We start from the raw sequence: 19,195 nt of genomic DNA on the forward strand, positions 1-19,195 counted from the left end.
CATTTCCTTTTGCTTCCCCGCCAGCCAATCATTTTCTGCTGATAACAATGATATTCTGGGGACAGGCATGAACACATTGAACAGGACGCTTGCCGGAGCGCTGGCAATTTTTACATTAAGTGGCGTGAGCCATTCTGTATTCGCCGAAGGGAAAATCAGCATTGCACAGCAGTTTGGTATTGGTTATTTAATTCTGGACGTGGTGCGCGACCAGCAACTGATCGAAAAAGAGGGGAAAAAAGCGGGGCTGGATATCACCGTCGACTGGCGCACCATATCCGGTGCCACCGGCATGAATGAAGCCCTGCTCTCCGGTGCGTTAGATGTTGCGTCAGCCGGCGTACCGCCGCTGCTGACGCTGTGGGACCGCACCAAAGGGAAGCAAAATGTCAAAGCCATTGCTTCGCTGGGATCGATGCCCAACTATTTATTGAGTAATAATCCGGCGGTAAAAAGCATTAAAGATTTGAGCGATAAAGATCGAATTGCCGTACCGGCTGCTGGCGTCGGTTTTCAGTCACGGACATTACAGATTGAAACCGCTAAATTATATGGTGATGCCGATTTTAAACGTTTTGATAAAATTAGCGTCAGCCTTCCGCACCCGGATGCCAGCGCGGCATTAATTGCCGGAGGGTCGGAAATTACCACCCATTTCTCCAGCCCGCCGTTTCAGTATCAGGCGCTGGAACATGATAATGTGCATAAAATTCTCAGCTCCTATGATGTCTTAGGCGGGCAGGCAACATTTAATGTGCTTTATACCACTGAGAAATTCCACGATGAGAATCCAAAAACCTATCAGGCATTTTATCGCGCGCTGAACGAAGCGGCGAAAATCATTAATGCCGACAAAAATGCAGCAGCGGAAACCTATATTCGCGTCGAAAAATCCCGCCTGCCATTACCGCTGGTGCAGAAAATTGTTAACGATCCCGAGATAAGCTTCACCGTCTCCCCGGAACGTACCGGCGTGTATGCCGAAAAGCTCCATGAACTGGGGGTACTGAAAAACAGAGCCAGCTCGTGGAAAGACTATTTCTTCAACGAGGCGTGGGAAAACCCAGGCAGTTAAGCGGCAACGCAGGAGACACCGATGACAATGCATCCGAGTGACGGCCCCTTGTTGCAGGTCAGCAACGTGAATATTGAATACCGCACGCGCGAGCGCCAGGTGCGCGCCACCCATGATGTCAGTTTTGATGTCTGGCCGGGCGATCGCTTTATCCTGCTTGGGCCGTCCGGTTGCGGGAAGTCGAGCCTGCTGAAGGCCGCTGGCGGTTTCCTCACGCCACGCAGTGGGCAACTCTCGCTGGCAGGTTCGGTCATTACCTCCCCTGGCCCGGAACGGATGATGGTGTTTCAGGAGTTCGATCAGTTGCCGCCGTGGAAGACGGTACTGGAAAATGTGATGTTTCCGCTGCTGGCAAGTCGCAAGGCCAGCCGGGCGGAAGCCAAAGAAACCGCGTTGCATTTTCTGCATAAAGTGGGGCTGGCGGAGTTTGCTGATGTGATGCCGCATATGCTCTCCGGTGGCATGAAACAGCGTGTCGCCATTGCCCGCGCGCTGGCGATGAAACCGCGCATGCTATTGATGGATGAGCCTTTCGCGGCGCTGGATGCGCTCACCCGTCGCACCATGCAGGAAGAGTTGCTGGCGCTGTGGGAAGAGGCGCGTTTTACGCTGCTGTTTGTCACCCACTCAATTGAAGAGGCGCTGGTGGTCGGAAGCCGCATCCTGGTGCTTTCTCCGCACCCTGGCAGAGTCAGAGCGGAGATCAATTGCCATCAGTTTGGCCTGAATGATTTCGGCAGCGAGGCGTTCCAGCACGCCGCGCGCCATATCCACGATCTGTTGTTCCCGACAAACGGGGCCAGCCCATCTCCTTTATCTGGTGAGGAACCCGCGTATGTCGCAGCCACCGTACATCCGTCCTGAATTCGAACGCGAATTACCGCCACTGCGTAATGTGCCGGTCGAGACGCCGTTACCGCTGAGTCAGCGCGTGTGGAATCAGGCGTGGTTACGTAAATCCCTGATTGTGTTGCTGGTGCTGGCGTTGTGGGAGGTGGCGGCGCGGGTGCAGCAAAATGACCTGATGCTGCCCGGCGTGCTGCAAACCTGGCATGCGTTCAGTGACGATATGCGCAATGGTGAGCTGCCCGCCAAAATCATCAATTCGTTGAGCACCTTATTGAAAGGTTATCTGATTGGCAGCCTGCTGGCGTTGCTTGCCAGCGCGCTGGCGGTCACCACCCAGTTTGGCCGGGATTTGCTCAGTACGCTCACCGCGATGCTCAACCCGCTGCCGGCCATTGCTCTGCTGCCGCTGGCGCTGTTGTGGTTCGGGTTAGGTAATGTGAGCCTGATTTTTGTGCTGGTGCATTCGGTGATGTGGCCGATTGCGCTGAATACCTGGTCCGGTTTTAGCGGCGTGCCGGAAACGTTGCGCATGGCCGGGCGCAATTATGGACTGAGCGGGCCGCGTTATGTGGTCACTATTCTTATCCCGGCGTCGTTGCCCGCCATTCTCTCCGGGCTGAAAATTGGCTGGGCATTTGCCTGGCGTACGCTGATTGCGGCAGAGCTGGTGTTCGGCGCATCCAGCGGGGAAGGCGGTCTGGGCTGGTATATTTTCCAGAATCGCAATGAGCTGTTTACCGACCGCGTGTTCGCCGGGCTGGTCACGGTGATTGCCATCGGTTTACTGGTGGAGGGCGTGGTGTTTGCCAGCCTGGAAAAGGTGACCATCAAACGCTGGGGAATGCAGCGCTAGTGCCCGCCTTATACCCGCATCTGTTGCTGATTACCCGGCGGCGTTAGGCTGTCCGGGCCAGCAACAGAGAGACCGACTGTCTAACGCGTTAGCCGCCATCCGGCAAAAAACAGACTTTTGCGCTGATGCTTTTGCCCACTTTAGTCAGTACTATCCTGAGTGCGGTGAAAACAGACAACGAGCGCATAATGACGATTTTCTGGTGTGTGGTTCCGATATTACTGCTGTTTTTTGGCAAGGCGTGGAGCTCATCGAAGATCCGCGAATATTACAGCCGTTCCCAACGGGCGCTGCAGGCCACCGTCGCCAGGGAAATGGATGAGCAGCAACCTTCCTGGATCACGGACGTTTCCCGTCGCGCTGAATTTACCGCCGGGCTGTGCGAGCTCAGCCTGAAAAAAGGGGTGCCGGACTGGTTTCTGGAAAGCATTGCCGGTAATGAAGAGGGGATGCACTTTCTGACCCGCCATGCAGCGCTGATGGAGAGCTTTGGCGCGCCGTTTCGCGATCAGATACAGGCTGCCGCCGAACTGGTCGACGGCGCCTGGCAACGTTCGCAATCCCGGGGTTATTGATCGGCAGGCCGCCGGGCGAAACTGGCGGATAAACGATCCAACAGAATCGCCATCAACACCACCACCAACCCACTCTGTAGCCCCAGTCCCATCTCCAGTTGCTGAATACTGCTGAGAATGTCGTTACCCAGTCCTCCCGCACCGACCATGGAGGCGATAATCACCATCGACATGGCCATCATAATGGTCTGGTTCACCCCCGCCATAATGGTGGGCTGCGCCGCAGGAAGCTGCACCTTCCACAGCAATTGCCACGATGTACAACCAAACGCGATACCGGCTTCGATACGCGCCGGATTTACCTGACGGATCCCCAAATCCGTTAAGCGCACCACTGGCGGCATGGAAAACAGAATGGTGGCGAAGATCCCCGGTGGCCGCCCGAGGCCAAACAGGACCGTCGCCGGGATCAGGTATACAAACGCGGGCATGGTCTGCATAAAATCAAGCAGCGTTCGCACCACGCTACCCACGGTGGCGCGTCGCGCGCTCCAGATCCCGAGCGGAATGCCCAACAACAGGCTGAAGAAGGTTGAGGAGAGGGTGAGCGCCAGCGTGATGGCGGCATGTTCACTGTAACCGCTGTAAATAATGTACAGCGTGGCGAGCAGGGCAAACAGCGCGAACCCCTTGCCGATGCGCCAGCCGCCAATCACCACTGCCAGCACCACTAATCCCCAGGGCGACAGGCTGTTAATCAGTTGCTCAAGGCTGCGGGCAAACAGATCGATACCGGCGGCAACGCCGTCAAAAAAACCGCCTGCATTTGCCAGCAAGGCGTGAATAGCATTGTCGATCTGCCGACTGAAATCTAATGGATAAGCCATGGTATTCCTTAACGCGCTGTCCAGATATCGGCGTAGTTTTCCGCCATTTGCCAGCGGGAGACATCCACGCCGGAGAAGAAGCGGCGCACATACGGTGTGGCCGGGGCGTTGATCAACATTTCCGGTTTGCCCACCTGCACCAGCTTGCCCTTTTCCATAATCGCAATGCGCGAACCCAGACGCAGCGCCTCTTCCATGTCATGGGTCACAAACACGATGGTGCGCTGCGATTCGGCCTGCAACATCAGCAGCAGCGACTGCATCTCGCGGCGGATAATGGGATCCAGCGCGGAAAAGGCCTCATCCATCAGCAAAACCGAAGGGTTCACCACCAACGCACGCGCCAGCCCCACGCGTTGTTGCATACCGCCGGAAAGCTGGTGCGGGTAGTGGTTCGCCACGTTGCCGAGCCCGACTTTTTCCAGCATCGCCTGCGCCCGGCTTTCCCGTGCTTCGCGGGGCACACCGGCCACTTCCAGACCGAAGGCAACGTTATCCAGCACCGTGCGTTCGTCGAACAAAGCGAAAGACTGGAACACCATCCCCATGTGCTCGCGACGCAGGGAAATTAACGCCTTCTCTGACAAACTGGCGAGTGTGCGACCTTGAAAGATCACGTCGCCGGAACTGGCCGGAATAAGATGGTTTAACGTGCGCAGCAGCGTGGATTTTCCGGAGCCGGATAATCCCACAATGACAAAGATCTCACCGGAAAATATATGCAGATTAATATCCTGCAATGCGGTTACGGTGGCGCGTTTTTCCCGGCGGGAAAAAATACTCTTTCCGCCTGAGGAATAATACTGTTTAGTGATTGAACGTAGCTCAAATAGCGGCTGTGGCATAATGTTTACTTTATTTCAGGAGTGCTAATACACACTAGCGTAAAAGAATAAGGTGGAAAATTGATTTTAACTTTTCCGATATGCTTTTTACGCATTAGCTTATTTATATTACGCTAATGGTCGTTGCCTGCTCATGAAATCCCCATGCCTCATCTAATAACCACGCTTTTATTTTTTCCTGCTGAACCGATGCCGGCTTATTGCTGGCGGAAATAAGATAATAACCGCGCTCGGTACGCACCTGCGGGCCGCACTGGACCAGTTGCCGGTCCCGGATAAAGGGCGTAATCAGCGGTTGCCAGCCCAGCGCGATGCCCTGGCCTTCGAGGGCCGCCTGGATCACCAGCGAATAGGCGTTAAAGGTGCGCGACGCGCTGTGGCTCTGGCCATAAATCTGCTGCTGGTGAAACCAGTCCTCCCAGGTCATCCAGCGTTGTGGATGGGTCTCCGGCAGTTTTAACAGCGGGTGCGACAGCAAGGCTTCCGCCAGGTTGTGCTGGCCCAGCGCCTGCTTAATCTCCGGGTTACACACCGGAAAAACCACCTCCGGGAACAGGCGCTGCGTCTGGGTTGCAGGCCAGTTTCCCTGGCCAAAATAGATGGCCAGATCCGCATTGCTGTCGCGAAAGTTGTAGTCATTCGGCGAGGTGGTGACCTGCACTTCCACGCCGGGGATCAGCGCCTGCAGGCGCTCCATTCGCGGCAGCAACCAGTAGCTGGCAAAACCCATATCGGTGTCGATACGCAGCACATTGCGCTTGCGGCGGGTGCGCTCCAGTTGCTCGCTGATATCATTCAAACTGCTGCGGACAATCAGGTACAGACTGTGGCCCGCTTCGGTTAACTGTACGCCGCGGTGGCGCCGCTCAAATAATGGCGCATTGAGCCGGCTTTCCAGCATCTGAATACGCTGACTGACCGCCGGTTGGGAAAGTCCAAGCTCATTTCCGGCAGCGGTAAAATTGCCTAAGCGCGCCGCCGCTTCAAATACCACTAATGCCTGTAAAGGCGGAAGTTGTAATTTGTCTGCCATAAATCCACCTTATTTCATGATAAATAAATAACCCCTTCACAGGGCTAAATATGCGTGAGATAAACGTATCACGTTTTTCGTGAATATCTTATTGTTGGACGTCGCATGCTTATAAATAAACCGAATATCGTTATTCTGATGGCCGATCAGTTAACTGCCAGTGCCTTAAAAACGTATGGTAATAAGGTCAGTCTGACACCGAATATCAATAAATTAGCGGATGAAGGCGTGGTATTTGAATCTGCCTATTGCAATAGCCCGCTTTGCGCACCGTCGCGCGCGGCACTGATGACCGGTCAATTTATTTCCCGCAACGCCGTCTATGATAATGCCGCCGAATTTCATGCCGATTCGCCCACGCTGTGTCACTACCTGCGTGAGCAGGGCTATCGCACCTGGCTTTCCGGCAAGATGCACTTCTGCGGCCCGGATCAACTGCATGGTTTTGACGAGCGCCTGACCACCGATATCTACCCGGCGGATTTTGGCTGGACGCCGGACTGGCAGCGTCCGGAGCGCCGCCTTGACTGGTATCACAACATGAGTTCGGTGCTGGACGCCGGGGAGTGCGTGCGCACCAATCAGCTCGATTTTGATGATGAAGCGCTGTTTCTGGCGCGCCAGCGGCTGTATGACGCGGCCCGTCGCCCTGAGGAGCAGCCCTTTATGTTGCTGCTGTCGCTGACCCATCCGCACGATCCGTTTGCCATTCCTCGTCGCTATCTTGAGCGCTTTAACGATGCCGATATCGATCTGCCGCAGACGCGCCGGGAAGATGTCGAAGACGATGCACATTCCGCGCGCTTGCGGGCCATGTATCAACTGGAAGAGGGGCTGCTCAGCGATGAGCATATCCGCCGTGCGCGGCACGCGTACTACGGGGCGCTGGCCTATGTGGATGATTGCTTTGGCGAGATGATAGCGACGTTGCAGGAGACCGGCCTGGCGGAAAACACCGTGGTGCTGGTGGTGGCCGATCATGGCGAAATGCTGGGCGAGCGCGATCTCTGGTACAAGATGACCTTTTTTGAAAACGCCGTACATATCCCTTTTATTGTGCATAACCCGGCGCGCTTTGCCCCCCGGCGTATTGCGCAAAGCGTTTCACTGGTGGACTTACTGCCGACGCTTATCGAACTGGCGAGTGGCGAAGAGGGCAATGCGCGGGCGATTGCCCCGCTGGACGGTCACAGCCTGGTGCCGCATTTGCGGGGGGAAACGGGGCCGGACGGCGTTTACAGCGAGTACCTTGCTGAAGGCGCGCTGGGGCCGATGCTGATGATCCGCCGCGGGCCGTGGAAATATGTCTATTCCTTTAGCGACGCGCCGCAGCTTTTCCATTTGCATAACGATCCCTATGAGCGCGTCAATCTGGCGGCAGAGAAGGCTTACCAGCAGGTTGCTGCGGCGTTTGCCGCCGAAGCCGATGCTCATTGGGATGTCGCCGGGTTGCGTGAACAGGTGCTGGCGAGCCAGCAGCGGCGGCTCTTTTTAACGCGTATTGCCGGGCAGCATGCTATTCCGGAATGGGACTTTCAGCCGCATCAGGCCGCATCGCAACGCTACATTCGCAATCATCAAACGCTGGATGAACAGGAAGCTTTTGCCCGTTATCCGCGTCCTTTAAAACAACCGGCAGGAAAATAACAATGAACAACACCGTGAGCAAACTCGTACTGCTGGCTTTGGCTGGCGGATTTTCACTGAGCAGCATCGCCGCAGATGACGCCCGCTGTGCGACCATCACCCAGTCCGATCCCGGCTGGACCGATATCGCCGCCACCAACGCGCTTTCCGGCGTGGTGCTGAACGCGCTGGGTTACCAGCAAAAAGTCCAGAACCTCTCTGTGGCGCTGGCCTTTCAGGGGCTGAAAACCGGCCAGGTGGATGTGTTCCTCGGCAACTGGATGCCGGCGCAGGAGCCGGTTATCAGCAAATTTACGGCCGACGGCGCGATTAAGGTGGTGGGAGCGAACCTGCCTGCTGCGCGTTTTACGCTGGCGGTACCGGATTACGTTGCCGCGGCGGGGGTGAAAGATTTCGCCGACCTGCAAAAGTACGCGGCGAAATTTAACCACACGATCTACGGCATCGCCCCTGGTGCACCCGCCAACCAGAACCTGAAGAAGATGATCGAGAAACAGGATTTTGGCCTGCAAGGCTGGCAACTGGTGGAGTCCAGCGAGAGCGGCATGCTGGCGCAGGTAACGCGCGCGGTCGAGCGTAAAGCGTGGATCGTCTTTTTGGGCTGGGAGCCGCATGCGATGAACACGCACTTCAAACTGGCCTATCTTAGCGGCGGTGATGCGTACTTTGGCGCGAACTACGGCAGTGCGACGGTGAATACCGTCACGCGCAACGATTTTGCCCGTGATTGCCCGAACGCCTGGCGCTTCTTCAGTCAGTTGAAATTTGATGTTGGTATTGAGAATGCGGTGATTGGCCGCGTGCTGGACAAGCAGGAAACGGCGCAGGCGGCGGCGAAAGCGGAGCTGGCTAAGCGTCCTGAGCTGTTAAAAAGCTGGCTTGAAGGCGTGACTACCCGCGACGGGCAGCCGGGACAACCTGCTGTTGAAAAAGCGCTGGGTCTGTAATTCCTCATTATTCCGCGCCGGAGAGACGTTTGCCCGGCGCTTTCGCTTCGTGCTCACTCCCCCGCGACACCCGAAGAAGACAATAGTTCTTGCCTGACATAAAAGAATGCGTATAGTTCTCATTCTCTTTAGTGTTTGTGGGCGCAGCAAGGAATTTTCCCGCAAAAACAGTAGGCGTAAACGCTTACAGGGACACTGAAAAGCAGTGGCGAGCTGCGCCGGGCTAAAACCTGCCTTCATCAAAAACGATCACGCTTCTTTATGTGTGACGCCGCGACTCGCCTGCCTTAACGACATTAACGGTAAAGGATCCTCCCGATGAAGATGAAAACGTCTGCGCTGGCACTGCTGGCGGCCATGGCGCTTGCCGGTTGCAGCGCGCATAACACCACGCCTGTCCAACCTGGAGTCGATGCGCCAAAACCCCCTATTGCCGCGTCCGCGGTCAACGTGCAAAAACGCGATTTGGCGAGTGGTCTGTATGAAATGGCGCTCAGCCCGCAAGGCGACGCGCTGTATGTTTCCAGCGCAGAAGGGTTTAAAGATGTGCAGGGCGGTGTGGTCTACAAACTGGATCCGGCCACGCTGAAAACCCTCGGCGCGACCCATACCGATCTGAAAAACTTTGGTATGGCTATCTCTCCGGACGGCAAAACTGTCTATGTCACCAATTCGCTGGACGGCGGTGTGAGCGCTATTGATACCAGCAATGGCAAGGTGCTGTCCCGTACGCTGTTCCCGGAACGCAACGAAAAAGGTTTGCCGTACGGCGCGCGTGAAATTTTGCTGCATAACGGCAGTTTGTATATTGGCGCTGTCGCCGATCCGGCGCTGGTGTGGGTCGTTGACGCGAAAACCCTGAAGGTCAAAGCGCGTATTAAAAACGCGGGTAAATGGGTGACCGGTCTGCACTTCTCTGAGCAAACACAGCGTCTGTATGTGGCGAACGGCGGTGGCGAAATCCTCGTGGTGAACCCGCGCAACAACCGTATCGAGCAGCGCTGGAAACCGCTCGGTGAGAAACCGGCTCTGCTGCTGAATATTGCCGAAGATAGCGAAACGGGTCGTCTGTTTGTGACCGACAATTCCAAAGCGAAAACCACGCTGGTGCTGGATATCCACAGCGGCAAAGTGCTGAAACAGATTGACGGTGATGCGCTGGCGGTGAAATTCAACCCGAAACGCCATGAGATTTACATCAGCCAGCGCGAGTCCGGCAAAGTGCTGAGCCTTGACGCGACCAGCTACGCGGTAAAACAGAGCTGGGATCTGCCGCCGCACCCGAACAGCCTGCTGCTCTCTGCCGACGGACAGACGCTGTATGTCACCGTCAAACAGGCATTCAATAAAGATCACTCTACTAACGGGCCGGATAGCGTTGCCCGTATCTCCCTGAATCAGTAATTAACCCGGCCCGGTAACGGGCCGTTTTTCACACGTTTCACGATGAGTCGATGATGAATAACAGCAACAAGACATACACCCCTTTGCGCAAGACATTGCTTGCGCTGGCCATTGGTACTGCCGCGCACACCGTGCAGGCAGCAACCACAGAGGCCAACACCACCCAAACGAAAGAAGACACCATTGTTGTTCAGTCGGCGAACAGCGATTTTAAACCTGGCGGCAGCGAACTGGTTCCGGCCTATCTGGACGGCCAGGTTGCACACGGCGGGCGTCTTGGCGTGCTGGGTGAACAAAAGGCGATGGATGTGCCGTTTAACGTCATCGGCTATACCTCGAAGCTGGTGCAGGATCAGCAGGCGAAAACCGTTGCCGATGTGGTGAGCAACGATGCGGGCGTTCAGGTCGGACAGGGATACGGTAACTTTGCCGAAACCTATCGCATTCGTGGGTTCGAACTGGATGGCGACGACATGATGATGGGCGGCCTGGCAGGAATTGTGCCGCGCCAGGTGGTGGACACGCAGATGCTGGAGCGTGTCGAAATCTTTAAAGGTTCGAATGCGCTGATGAACGGTTCAGCGTCATCCGGGGTCGGCGGGATGATCAACCTTGAGCCAAAACACGCGGAAGAGACGCCGACAACCCGTGTCGGCGTGGATTATTCCACGCGTTCACAACTGGGTGGTTCACTGGATCTCGGCCGTCGCTATGGTGATAACAACCAGTTTGGCGTGCGCATGAATCTGTTACACCGCGAAGGCGATGCAACGGTAAAAGATGATCACCGTCGTACCACCGCCGCCTCGCTCGGTCTCGATTACCGTGGCGATCGTTTGCGCACATCGCTGGATCTTGGCTACCAGAAGAAGACCTTCCACGGTGGCGAAATGGGCGTCAATATCAGCGCGGTGAACTTTATTCCCTCGGTTCCGGACACGCGTAAAAATTACAGCCAGCAGTGGGCCTACAGCGATATCGAAAACGAATATGGCCTGGCCCGCGCGGAATACGACCTGACCAATGACTGGACGGCTTATGCCGCGTTCGGTGGTCAACATGCCCATGAAATGGGCACCTACGGTGCGCCGAAGTTATATAACGATCAAGGTGATGCGACCTTCAGCCGTCTCGATACCAATCGTATCAGTGACTCCTGGAGCGGCATGGGCGGCGTGCGCGGCAACTTTGACACCGGCTTCATCTCCCATAAAGTGAACCTGGGTTACTCTGCGAATATCAAACGGGAAAAAATCGCCTGGCGGATGTCCGATTCGGCGACCAACCCGACGGTCAACCTTTACAACAGCTCAGCGGTGACAAAGCCGGATAACGCTTCGTTTGGCGGTAACTATTTTGATCCACTCACCACCGCACGCTACCGTTCGCAGGGCTATACCCTGAGCGATACGCTGGGTGTGCTGGACGACACATTACTGTTCACTGCCGGAACGCGTTACCAGAAATTGTGGGTGCGTAACTACAGCAACGCCACCGGGGCGGAAACCACGACTGCGCGTTACACCCAGCAACGCTGGATGCCGACTTACGGGATCGTCTATAAACCGTGGGAAACGGTGTCGTTCTACGCCAACCATACCGAAGCGCTGCAACCGGGCGGCGTGGCTCCGAAAACCGCCGCCAACAAGTATGAAAGTGTTGGCATCGCGCACTCGAAACAGAATGAAGTGGGGGTCAAAACGGACTTTGGTCGCATCGGCGGCACGCTGGCGCTGTTTGACATCAAAAAGCCGGTGGGTATCCAGGACAGCACCACCAATATTTATGCGCTGGATGGTGAACAGCGTAACCGTGGCGTCGAGCTGAATGTGTTCGGCGAGCCGGTGCTCGGGCTGCGTCTGAACGGCAGCGCTACCTGGCTGGATGCGGAGCTGACCAAAACCAAAGATGGCACCAACCAGGGTAACCGGCCCATTGGCGTGGCGAAATTTTATGGCGTGCTCGGTGCCGAGTATGACATCAAACCGGTTGACGGTCTGACTGCGACCGCGAGAGTGAACTACACCGGTTCGCAGTACGCCAACAATGCCAACACCAAAAAACTCGACAGCTATACCACGCTCGATCTGGGTATGCGTTACCGCATGCACCTGAATGAAGAGAAGAACGAAATGGTATGGCGCGTTGGCGTGGATAACGTCACCAATGAGAAATACTGGGCCAGCGTTGAAGACAACGGCACCTATATTTATCAGGGTGAGGCGCGGGCGCTGAAAGTGTCGATGAGCTACGACTTCTAAGCCTGCGGGGTATTGCGCCGTATGGCGCTGCGCGTATCCGGCCTCGACGGTCGCGGCATCAGGGGCGGGTTTTATACCCGCCTTTTTAAACTGTTGAGCACTTCCGTCATTCCTCTCGTCACCACTTTGTCCTGGCGCATCACCAGCGCCAGTGTGCGCTGCAAAGGCGGCTGTAACGGCGTAACGCGTAAACCCAGGCTGTCTTCCTCCGTTTGTACCGCGACGTCCGGCACGATGCTGTAACCCAGCCCGGCGCGCACCATGCGTTTGATGGCCTCAATACTGCCAAGCTCCATCACCGGGGCGGCATGCTCGCCATTGTCCACCAACCATTCATCAATCCGCTGGCGGGTGCTGCTGCCGGATTCAAACACAATCAGCGGTAATGCCTGCCGGGGCTGCCCCTCTGCGGTGATGGCGACAAAGGATTCGTTAAACAGCGGCGAAATGGCCAGGTTGCGACCGCTGGCTGGCATGGTCACCAGCCCGATATCCACCCGGTTCTCCTCAACCGCGCGGAGAATATCGCTGGTGTTGCCGGTGCGAACGCCCACGGTCAGCAACGGAAATTCTTCGCGCAACTGTTGCAGTACCGGGGGCAACAAGTGAATGCAGGTGGTTGCGCCTGTGCCAATCGTCACCTGACCGCTGATGGCCTGCTGGTAGACGGCAACGGACTGAACCGCCGTATTCACGGCATTCTCAATGTGCGCGCAGTGCGCAAGAAAGGTTTCTCCCGCCGCCGTTGGGCGGATACCGCGCCCGGAGCGCTCAATCAGGCGGGTTTGCAGCGCCTGTTCCAGTTGCCGTATTTGCAGGCTGACCGCCGGTTGCGAAATCCTCAGCACTTCCGCCGCACCGGTAAAACTTCCCCGGGCGATCACCAGCTTGTACGTGGCGAGTTGATCGAGGCTGAAATGGGACATCGCAAACTTTTCCTTATAGCGGTGATAAGTACGACCCGGTGCCTGTTTTGCCGCATTACAGGTAGCGTGGTGAACACGCCTGACGGGAGCTGGATTATGGACATTATTGAAGCACAAGAACAACACCTAAGCGCGATCACGGAAATCTATGCGCATCATGTGACTCGCGGGGTCGCCTCGTTTGAAACCGAGCCGCCGGATATGGCCGAAATGCGCCAACGGCTGGAGAAAATTCGTCATGCCGGGTTGCCGTGGTATGTCGCCATACATGAGGGGCGTGTACGGGGCTACTGTTATCTTTCGCGCTACCGCGAACGCCATGCTTACCAGTACACGCTGGAAGATTCGGTCTATGTGGATGACACGTTTCGCCAGCAGGGTGCCGGGATTGCTTTACTGTCACAGGCGGTGGTATGGGCGGAACAGCACGGTTACCGACAACTGATCGCCAACATTGGCAATAGCGAAAACGAAGGATCATTGCGGCTGCATGCGCGCGCCGGGTTTAATGTTATCGGCACGCTGAAAAGCGTGGGCATGAAGCACGGGCGCTGGCTGGATACGGTGTTGATGCAGCGCCCGTTAGGGGAGGGCGATAATACGTTGCCACAGGCGAGTTAAGGCAAAACGGGCATTTTCAGTAACGCAGAGGGGGCGCGTTCGGCAAAATTTTCGCGTACCCAGTTAAGCGTTTTGCGCTGACCGGGAAACGCCAGCATCTGTTGCGCTTCGGCAAATGTCGCCCAGTGATATTCACTGTGCTCATGGTTGAGGGTGATTTCACACCGTTCATCCACATAAGCGACAAAGACCGGAGCAAGGGTGATGGCATCCCGGTGGGCTTCATAAAATTGCTCGCAGCAGTCGGCGGAATAGAGCTCGGTGAGCTGCAAGCCGGTTTCTTCCTGTGCTTCGCGCAATGCGGTTTGCCAGGCGGTTTCACGGTGCTCAATACCGCCGGCAATTTGACACCACTGGCCGTTGAGCATCTTGCCGCTGCGTTTTAGCAGCAGGACGCGCCATCCATCAGCGGATTTGCGCAGCACAAAAAGTGAAACGGAAAACGAACGTATCGGGATTTCCTTACTCATTGTTTTCTCCTCATTGATGCCATAAAGCAGCAGTATATGCGGTGGCTAAGCGGTTGTCGTTCCCCGGAATTTGCGCGCTTTATTTGAATGATTCACAACAATTAAACAGCAGATCGGTTACACTCGCGGCACAGAAATGCCACATGACAGGAGGTTTCTATGCTGGAAAAACTGCGTACCCGTGAGGGGAAAAAATTCATCGTTGCGGTCGTTATCGTCTTTCTGATTGCGGTGAGCGTCATTTCGAAAGTGACCTTCCAGGGGGTGGAAGATCAGTACAATCTGCCGATGGAGCAGTGGACGACCTCGATGTTTATTATGCAGGGCGCCTGGGTCGCCATTTACAGTCTGATGTTCACCATTATCGGTTCGCTGCCGTTTGGTTTTTACTTCCTTGGTCCAAAAGACGATCGCGGTTAAGTTTTCTTCAGCCCTGGCGATATGTCAGGGCTGTTTGCCCAATCACATTCGCTAAAAATAGTTATCCTCAGACAGGGCAGGATAAAATTCTGTTTTAACTCTCAGAGTCCGATAAGTTAACTCTCGCTACATTCTCCGTCGATATAGGATACATGCGGAACGCTGCCAGTACGCTTTTTTACGCCTTCATAACACTTAATTTAACAATTAAAGATCAAAAAATAAGCGCCGATAGAACTTCTATCAGGGAGCCCGTGCTGAAAGGAACATTGATGACGTAAGAGGCTGACTCCAGGAGAGCCGTAATGGCCAGAGAATTCGTGACGAAAAAAATGAGCACCCGCGCGCAAATGCTGCTGACGGGCGCCATCACCATCACACTTGGTTTTGTGGTGACCATCGGGGTTTTAAGCTGGCAGTCCAGCAGTGAACAAAAAAGTCTCGCTGAAAAATATCTGCAAAAAATCGCGCAAAGCGAAGCGTTGAAAATCCAGCAGCAACTGAGTTATGCGCGCGACGTGGCGCACAACCTGGGCCACAGCATGATTGCCCTTCCGGAAGCGGGCATTACCGACCGTAAAGTGGCGGACAAACTGCTGGAATCCGCACTGCATGACAATCCTGATTACCTTTCTGTTTCGGTCATTTTTGAAGAAAACGCCTACGACGGACGGGATGCGGAATTCGCCGATAAACCGGATCAGGCGCCAAAAGGACGCTATGCCTTCTTTGTCGATCATGGCCAGTCCGGCAATTACAACTTGCATCCGCTGACCTCGATCTTTACGCCAGGCCAGGGAGATTACTACCTGCTGCCGCAGAAGAGCCAAAAAGATACGCTGATTGAACCCTATAGCTATGCCTATAACGGTGTGCCGACCCTGTTAACCTCTGTCGCCGCGCCGATCATCAGAGATGGCAAGCTGCATGCGGTGGTAACGTCCGATATTTCGCTGGCCTCTTTGCAGCAGAAAGTGAACGAGATTAAACCGTGGGAAGGGGGCGGCTATGCGGTGCTGCTTTCGACGGCAGGTAAAGTCATTTCCTATCCGGATAAGAACCTGACCAGTAAGCCATACCCCGGTAAGACCAATAACTACAGTAACGAAGTGGTGGAACAGGACGATCCTGTCCTCGGGGAAAAAACGTTAATCACCTGGCAGCCTGTTTCGCTGGGCGAGGGGACGGACAGCTGGTATCTGGGGGTGGTGGCACCGGTCAGTCAGGTCATGGCGGCGGCGAACCGTCAACTGATGAATGCCATTATTCTCGGCGTGATCAGCATCCTGTTGGTCAGTGCGTTGCTGGGGCTGGTCTTTAGCCGCAAAGTGCTCAAACCGATCGGCGGTGAGCCGGTGGAAGGGGCCAACATTGCGCTGGCGGTCGCTGATGGCAAGCTTGATAACATCATTGATGTTAAACCGGGCGACCGCAGCAGCCTGTTCTATGCGCTGCATACCATGCAGGATCAACTGCGGAGTATTGTCGGGAAAATTAAAGACGCCAGCGATTCAGTACGCCAGGGGGCGGGCGAGATTGTCAGCGGTAATATCAACCTCTCTTCACGTACCGAGCAGCAAGCTGCGGCGCTGGAGCAGACGGCAGCCAGCATGGAGCAGTTCAGCGCCACGGTGAAACATAACGCCGAAAACGCGCACAATGCGACGGCGCTCACCGCGAATGCCACGAAAATCGCCAGCCGCGGTGAAGCGCTGGTCGGTCAGGTGGTGGATACCATGGCGCAAATCGACGACAGTGCGAAGAAAATCGGCGACATCACGGCGATCATTAACAGCATTGCCTTCCAGACCAATATCCTGGCGCTTAACGCCGCCGTTGAAGCGGCGCGCGCCGGTGAGCAGGGGCGTGGGTTTGCGGTGGTGGCGTCCGAAGTGCGTAACCTGGCGCAGCGCAGCGCCGATGCGGTGAAAGATATCGGCGCGCTGATTGAAGAGTCCAGTAAGCGGGTGGAAACCGGGGTGCAACTGGTGAACGATGCCGGTAAAACCATGCAGGAGATGACGCAGGCGGTGAACTCCGTGCAGTCGATCATCAGCGAGATCGTGAGCGCCTCGGATGAGCAGGCGAAAGGCATCGGCCAGGTCACTATCGCGGTGAACGAGATGGATGGCGTAACGCAGCAGAACGCCTCCCTGGTTCAGCAGATGACCGCCGCGGCGACATCGCTGGAAGAACAGGCGGAACAACTGGCGCAGAGCGTGCAGCAGTTCCGTTTGCAAGAGTAACGCCGTGCAGGGAGTCCGGATTGCCGGGCTCCCTGTTGTTCATTATTCGGCGACCAGCTCGATCCTGTTGCCATCCGGGTCGGTGATCACCGCTTCATAGAACCCGTCGCCAGTCCAACGGGCCGGGCTTGCCAGTCGTCCCTGCTGATGGGCTTTTTGCGCCATCTTATCCACCTGTTCAACATTGCCCACGGCGATAGCGATATGCGCCCAGCCGACGCATTCCGGGTTGGCCGGGGCGTCCGCCAGTTCAGGCAGCGCCATCAGTTCGATGGTGGGCCCGTGCGCCAGCGAGATAAAGTAGGATTCGAAACCTGCCCGGTTTTTACTGACGTATTTCTCGTTACTGGTGGCGGAAAAAAAGTCGCACCAGAATGTGCGTTGCGCTTCAAGATGGCGCGTCCAGAGCGCCACGTGTGCAATGTTCAAGGTCTACCTCCCAAACGTGATAACAGCGGTGACAAAGGTTGCGGAATGACCGCACTCTGTGTGCGCGGTTTTGCTTGTTAATGTTAATTCGTGGCTATTTATGGTAGGTTTTTATTGCTCGGTTGTGCAAGTTTTTCTCGATTGACACCGGCCTGAATCCCGCAAGGGTTTGCCAGCACGTTAACGTCAGGGGCGGATTTTCTCTCCCGCGTGAAGGGGCGGCTGCGCCATTTCTTGCCAGCCCTGACCTGAGATGTTAAAAGGTGCCCCTTCAATAAAAAACAAAGGGGAAGGACGTGAAAAACGCGTCTCAGGCAGCGGGGAATATCACCGATGCCGCGTCGGAAGCAGGGCCGACACTACAACGGGGTTTGAAGAATCGTCATATTCAGTTAATTGCGCTGGGCGGCGCGATTGGCACCGGGTTATTTCTTGGCATTGGCCCGGCTATTCAGATGGCCGGACCGGCAGTGTTGTTGGGCTATGGCATTGCCGGAATTATCGCTTTTCTGATTATGCGCCAGCTTGGCGAAATGGTGGTGGAAGAGCCGGTATCCGGTTCGTTTTCCCATTTTGCGTTCAAATATTGGGGTCCGTTCGCCGGTTTCCTTTCCGGCTGGAACTACTGGGCGATGTTTGTGCTGGTGGGCATGGCGGAGCTGACCGCCGCCGGGATCTATATGCAGTACTGGTTCCCGGATGTGCCGACCTGGATCTGGGCTGCGGCTTTCTTTGTCATCATCAATGCGGTTAACCTGGTTAACGTGCGCCTGTATGGCGAAACGGAGTTCTGGTTTGCGCTGATCAAAGTGCTGGCGATCATCGGCATGATCGGCTTTGGCCTGTGGATGCTGTTCTCCGGCCACGGCGGCGAGCGCGCCAGCGTTGATAACCTCTGGCGCTATAACGGCTTCTTCGCCACCGGTTGGCACGGTTTGATCCTGTCGCTGGCGGTGATTATGTTCTCTTTTGGCGGGCTTGAGCTGATCGGTATTACTGCTGCGGAAGCCAGCGAGCCGCATACCACCATTCCGAAAGCGGTCAACCAGGTGGTGTACCGTATTCTGCTGTTTTACATCGGTTCGCTGGTGGTGCTGCTGGCGCTCTATCCGTGGATTGACGTCAAAGCGAATAGCAGTCCATTTGTGATGATTTTTCACGATCTGGACAGCAACCTGGTGGCATCTGCGCTGAACTTCGTCATTCTTGTGGCATCGCTGTCGGTGTATAACAGCGGTGTTTACTCCAACAGCCGCATGCTATTTGGCCTCTCGGTGCAGGGGAATGCTCCTGCGTTTCTGACGCGCGTGAGCCGTCGCGGTGTGCCGGTGAATTCCCTGTTTCTCTCTGGCGCTATCACCTCATTAGTGGTGCTGGTGAACTATCTGCTGCCGCAGAAAGCGTTTGGTATGCTGATGGCGCTGGTGGTGGCGACGCTGCTGCTGAACTGGATCATGATCTCGCTGGCGCACCTGAAGTTCCGTGCTGCCATGCGGCGCAAAGGGCGCGACCCGCAGTTTAAAGCGCTGCTCTTCCCGGCGGGTAACTATCTGTGCATCGGTTTTATGCTGTTGATCCTGGTGCTGATGTACACCATAGACGATATGCGCTTGTCGGCGGTGCTGTTGCCGCTGTGGATCCTGTTTCTGTTCGCGGCCTTTAAACTGCTGCGTCGTTCAGGGCCTCGCGCGTAATCCTCTCCATTCCCGCCTCACCGGCGGGAATTTTCTACGTCAGCGCCTGACTTTTCAGGCATGATGCAGGCAA

At 55.8% G+C, this 19,195-nt stretch carries 18 protein-coding genes; 12 read left to right on the forward strand and 6 right to left on the reverse strand.

The window, feature by feature from the left end; all coding sequences use genetic code 11:
- Nucleotides 1-67 precede the first annotated feature (67 nt).
- The 4 genes from N7922_RS07435 to N7922_RS07450 all read left to right on the forward strand — a co-directional run bounded on the left by N7922_RS07435 (nucleotide 68) and on the right by N7922_RS07450 (nucleotide 3,352).
- Nucleotides 68-1,075 carry an ABC transporter substrate-binding protein gene (locus N7922_RS07435; protein ID WP_263099921.1) on the forward strand — a complete coding sequence of 336 codons (1,008 nt, stop codon included), beginning with the start codon at nucleotides 68-70 and terminating at the stop codon, nucleotides 1,073-1,075.
- A gap of 21 nt (nucleotides 1,076-1,096) precedes the next feature.
- Complete coding sequence (locus N7922_RS07440) at nucleotides 1,097-1,939, forward strand: ABC transporter ATP-binding protein (RefSeq protein ID WP_263099922.1); 843 nt, start codon at nucleotides 1,097-1,099, stop codon at nucleotides 1,937-1,939.
- Complete coding sequence (locus N7922_RS07445; RefSeq protein ID WP_263099923.1) at nucleotides 1,911-2,777, forward strand: ABC transporter permease; 867 nt, start codon at nucleotides 1,911-1,913, stop codon at nucleotides 2,775-2,777. Before N7922_RS07440 ends, N7922_RS07445 begins: the two co-directional genes overlap by 29 nt.
- A 188-nt stretch (nucleotides 2,778-2,965) precedes the next feature.
- Nucleotides 2,966-3,352 carry a hypothetical protein gene (locus N7922_RS07450; RefSeq protein WP_263099924.1) on the forward strand — a complete coding sequence of 129 codons (387 nt, stop codon included), beginning with the start codon at nucleotides 2,966-2,968 and terminating at the stop codon, nucleotides 3,350-3,352.
- On the opposite strand, the gene N7922_RS07455 is transcribed toward N7922_RS07450, so the two are convergent.
- The 3 genes from N7922_RS07455 to N7922_RS07465 form a co-directional block, all read right to left on the reverse strand.
- Nucleotides 3,346-4,179 (reverse strand): ABC transporter permease, encoded by an 834-nt coding sequence (locus N7922_RS07455; RefSeq protein WP_263099925.1) that lies wholly within the window; start codon nucleotides 4,177-4,179, stop codon nucleotides 3,346-3,348. The genes N7922_RS07450 and N7922_RS07455 overlap by 7 nt on opposite strands.
- An 8-nt stretch (nucleotides 4,180-4,187) precedes the next feature.
- Complete coding sequence (locus N7922_RS07460) at nucleotides 4,188-5,024, reverse strand: ATP-binding cassette domain-containing protein (RefSeq protein ID WP_263099926.1); 837 nt, start codon at nucleotides 5,022-5,024, stop codon at nucleotides 4,188-4,190.
- Between the two features lie 103 nt (nucleotides 5,025-5,127).
- A complete protein-coding gene (locus N7922_RS07465; protein ID WP_263099927.1) occupies nucleotides 5,128-6,057 on the reverse strand; it encodes a LysR substrate-binding domain-containing protein in 930 nt (309 codons plus the stop codon).
- 105 nt (nucleotides 6,058-6,162) lie between these two features.
- On the opposite strand from N7922_RS07465, the gene betC reads away from it, so the two are divergent.
- The 4 genes from betC to N7922_RS07485 all read left to right on the forward strand — a co-directional run bounded on the left by betC (nucleotide 6,163) and on the right by N7922_RS07485 (nucleotide 12,316).
- On the forward strand, nucleotides 6,163-7,704 hold the full coding sequence (gene betC / locus N7922_RS07470) for a choline-sulfatase (RefSeq protein ID WP_263099928.1): 1,542 nt from the start codon (nucleotides 6,163-6,165) through the stop codon (nucleotides 7,702-7,704).
- Nucleotides 7,705-7,706: 2 nt separating this feature from the next.
- The gene (gene choX / locus N7922_RS07475) at nucleotides 7,707-8,651 is read left to right on the forward strand and encodes a choline ABC transporter substrate-binding protein (protein ID WP_263099929.1); all 945 of its coding nucleotides are present in this window, start codon (nucleotides 7,707-7,709) and stop codon (nucleotides 8,649-8,651) included.
- A gap of 318 nt (nucleotides 8,652-8,969) precedes the next feature.
- On the forward strand, nucleotides 8,970-10,055 hold the full coding sequence (locus N7922_RS07480) for a YncE family protein (protein ID WP_263099930.1): 1,086 nt from the start codon (nucleotides 8,970-8,972) through the stop codon (nucleotides 10,053-10,055).
- Between the two features lie 50 nt (nucleotides 10,056-10,105).
- Entirely contained in the window at nucleotides 10,106-12,316 is a 2,211-nt protein-coding gene (locus N7922_RS07485) for a TonB-dependent receptor (RefSeq protein ID WP_411554167.1), read from the forward strand.
- Between the two features lie 71 nt (nucleotides 12,317-12,387).
- Here N7922_RS07485 and N7922_RS07490 read toward each other — a convergent pair whose 3' ends face one another.
- Nucleotides 12,388-13,242 carry a LysR family transcriptional regulator gene (locus N7922_RS07490; protein ID WP_263099931.1) on the reverse strand — a complete coding sequence of 285 codons (855 nt, stop codon included), beginning with the start codon at nucleotides 13,240-13,242 and terminating at the stop codon, nucleotides 12,388-12,390.
- 96 nt (nucleotides 13,243-13,338) lie between these two features.
- On the opposite strand from N7922_RS07490, the gene N7922_RS07495 reads away from it, so the two are divergent.
- Nucleotides 13,339-13,863: a GNAT family N-acetyltransferase gene (locus N7922_RS07495; protein WP_263099932.1), complete on the forward strand. Its 525-nt coding sequence runs from the start codon at nucleotides 13,339-13,341 to the stop codon at nucleotides 13,861-13,863.
- Here the strand turns inward: N7922_RS07495 and N7922_RS07500 are convergent.
- Nucleotides 13,860-14,333: an NUDIX hydrolase gene (locus N7922_RS07500; protein WP_263099933.1), complete on the reverse strand. Its 474-nt coding sequence runs from the start codon at nucleotides 14,331-14,333 to the stop codon at nucleotides 13,860-13,862. The two genes, N7922_RS07495 and N7922_RS07500, sit on opposite strands and share 4 nt — an antisense overlap.
- 159 nt (nucleotides 14,334-14,492) lie before the next feature.
- Between N7922_RS07500 and N7922_RS07505 the strand changes: the two genes are divergently transcribed.
- Both N7922_RS07505 and N7922_RS07510 read left to right on the forward strand, forming a co-directional pair.
- On the forward strand, nucleotides 14,493-14,753 hold the full coding sequence (locus tag N7922_RS07505; protein WP_263099934.1) for a DUF2534 family protein: 261 nt from the start codon (nucleotides 14,493-14,495) through the stop codon (nucleotides 14,751-14,753).
- Between the two features lie 305 nt (nucleotides 14,754-15,058).
- Entirely contained in the window at nucleotides 15,059-16,999 is a 1,941-nt protein-coding gene (locus N7922_RS07510; protein WP_263099935.1) for a methyl-accepting chemotaxis protein, read from the forward strand.
- Between the two features lie 42 nt (nucleotides 17,000-17,041).
- Here N7922_RS07510 and N7922_RS07515 read toward each other — a convergent pair whose 3' ends face one another.
- A complete protein-coding gene (locus tag N7922_RS07515; protein ID WP_263099936.1) occupies nucleotides 17,042-17,428 on the reverse strand; it encodes a VOC family protein in 387 nt (128 codons plus the stop codon).
- A 296-nt stretch (nucleotides 17,429-17,724) separates the two neighbouring features.
- On the opposite strand from N7922_RS07515, the gene pheP reads away from it, so the two are divergent.
- Entirely contained in the window at nucleotides 17,725-19,122 is a 1,398-nt protein-coding gene (pheP, locus tag N7922_RS07520; protein WP_263099937.1) for a phenylalanine transporter, read from the forward strand.
- Nucleotides 19,123-19,195: the final 73 nt, after the last annotated feature.

Origin of the sequence: Kosakonia sp. ML.JS2a (genome assembly GCF_025642095.1) — a bacterium.
Lineage (GTDB): Bacteria > Pseudomonadota > Gammaproteobacteria > Enterobacterales > Enterobacteriaceae.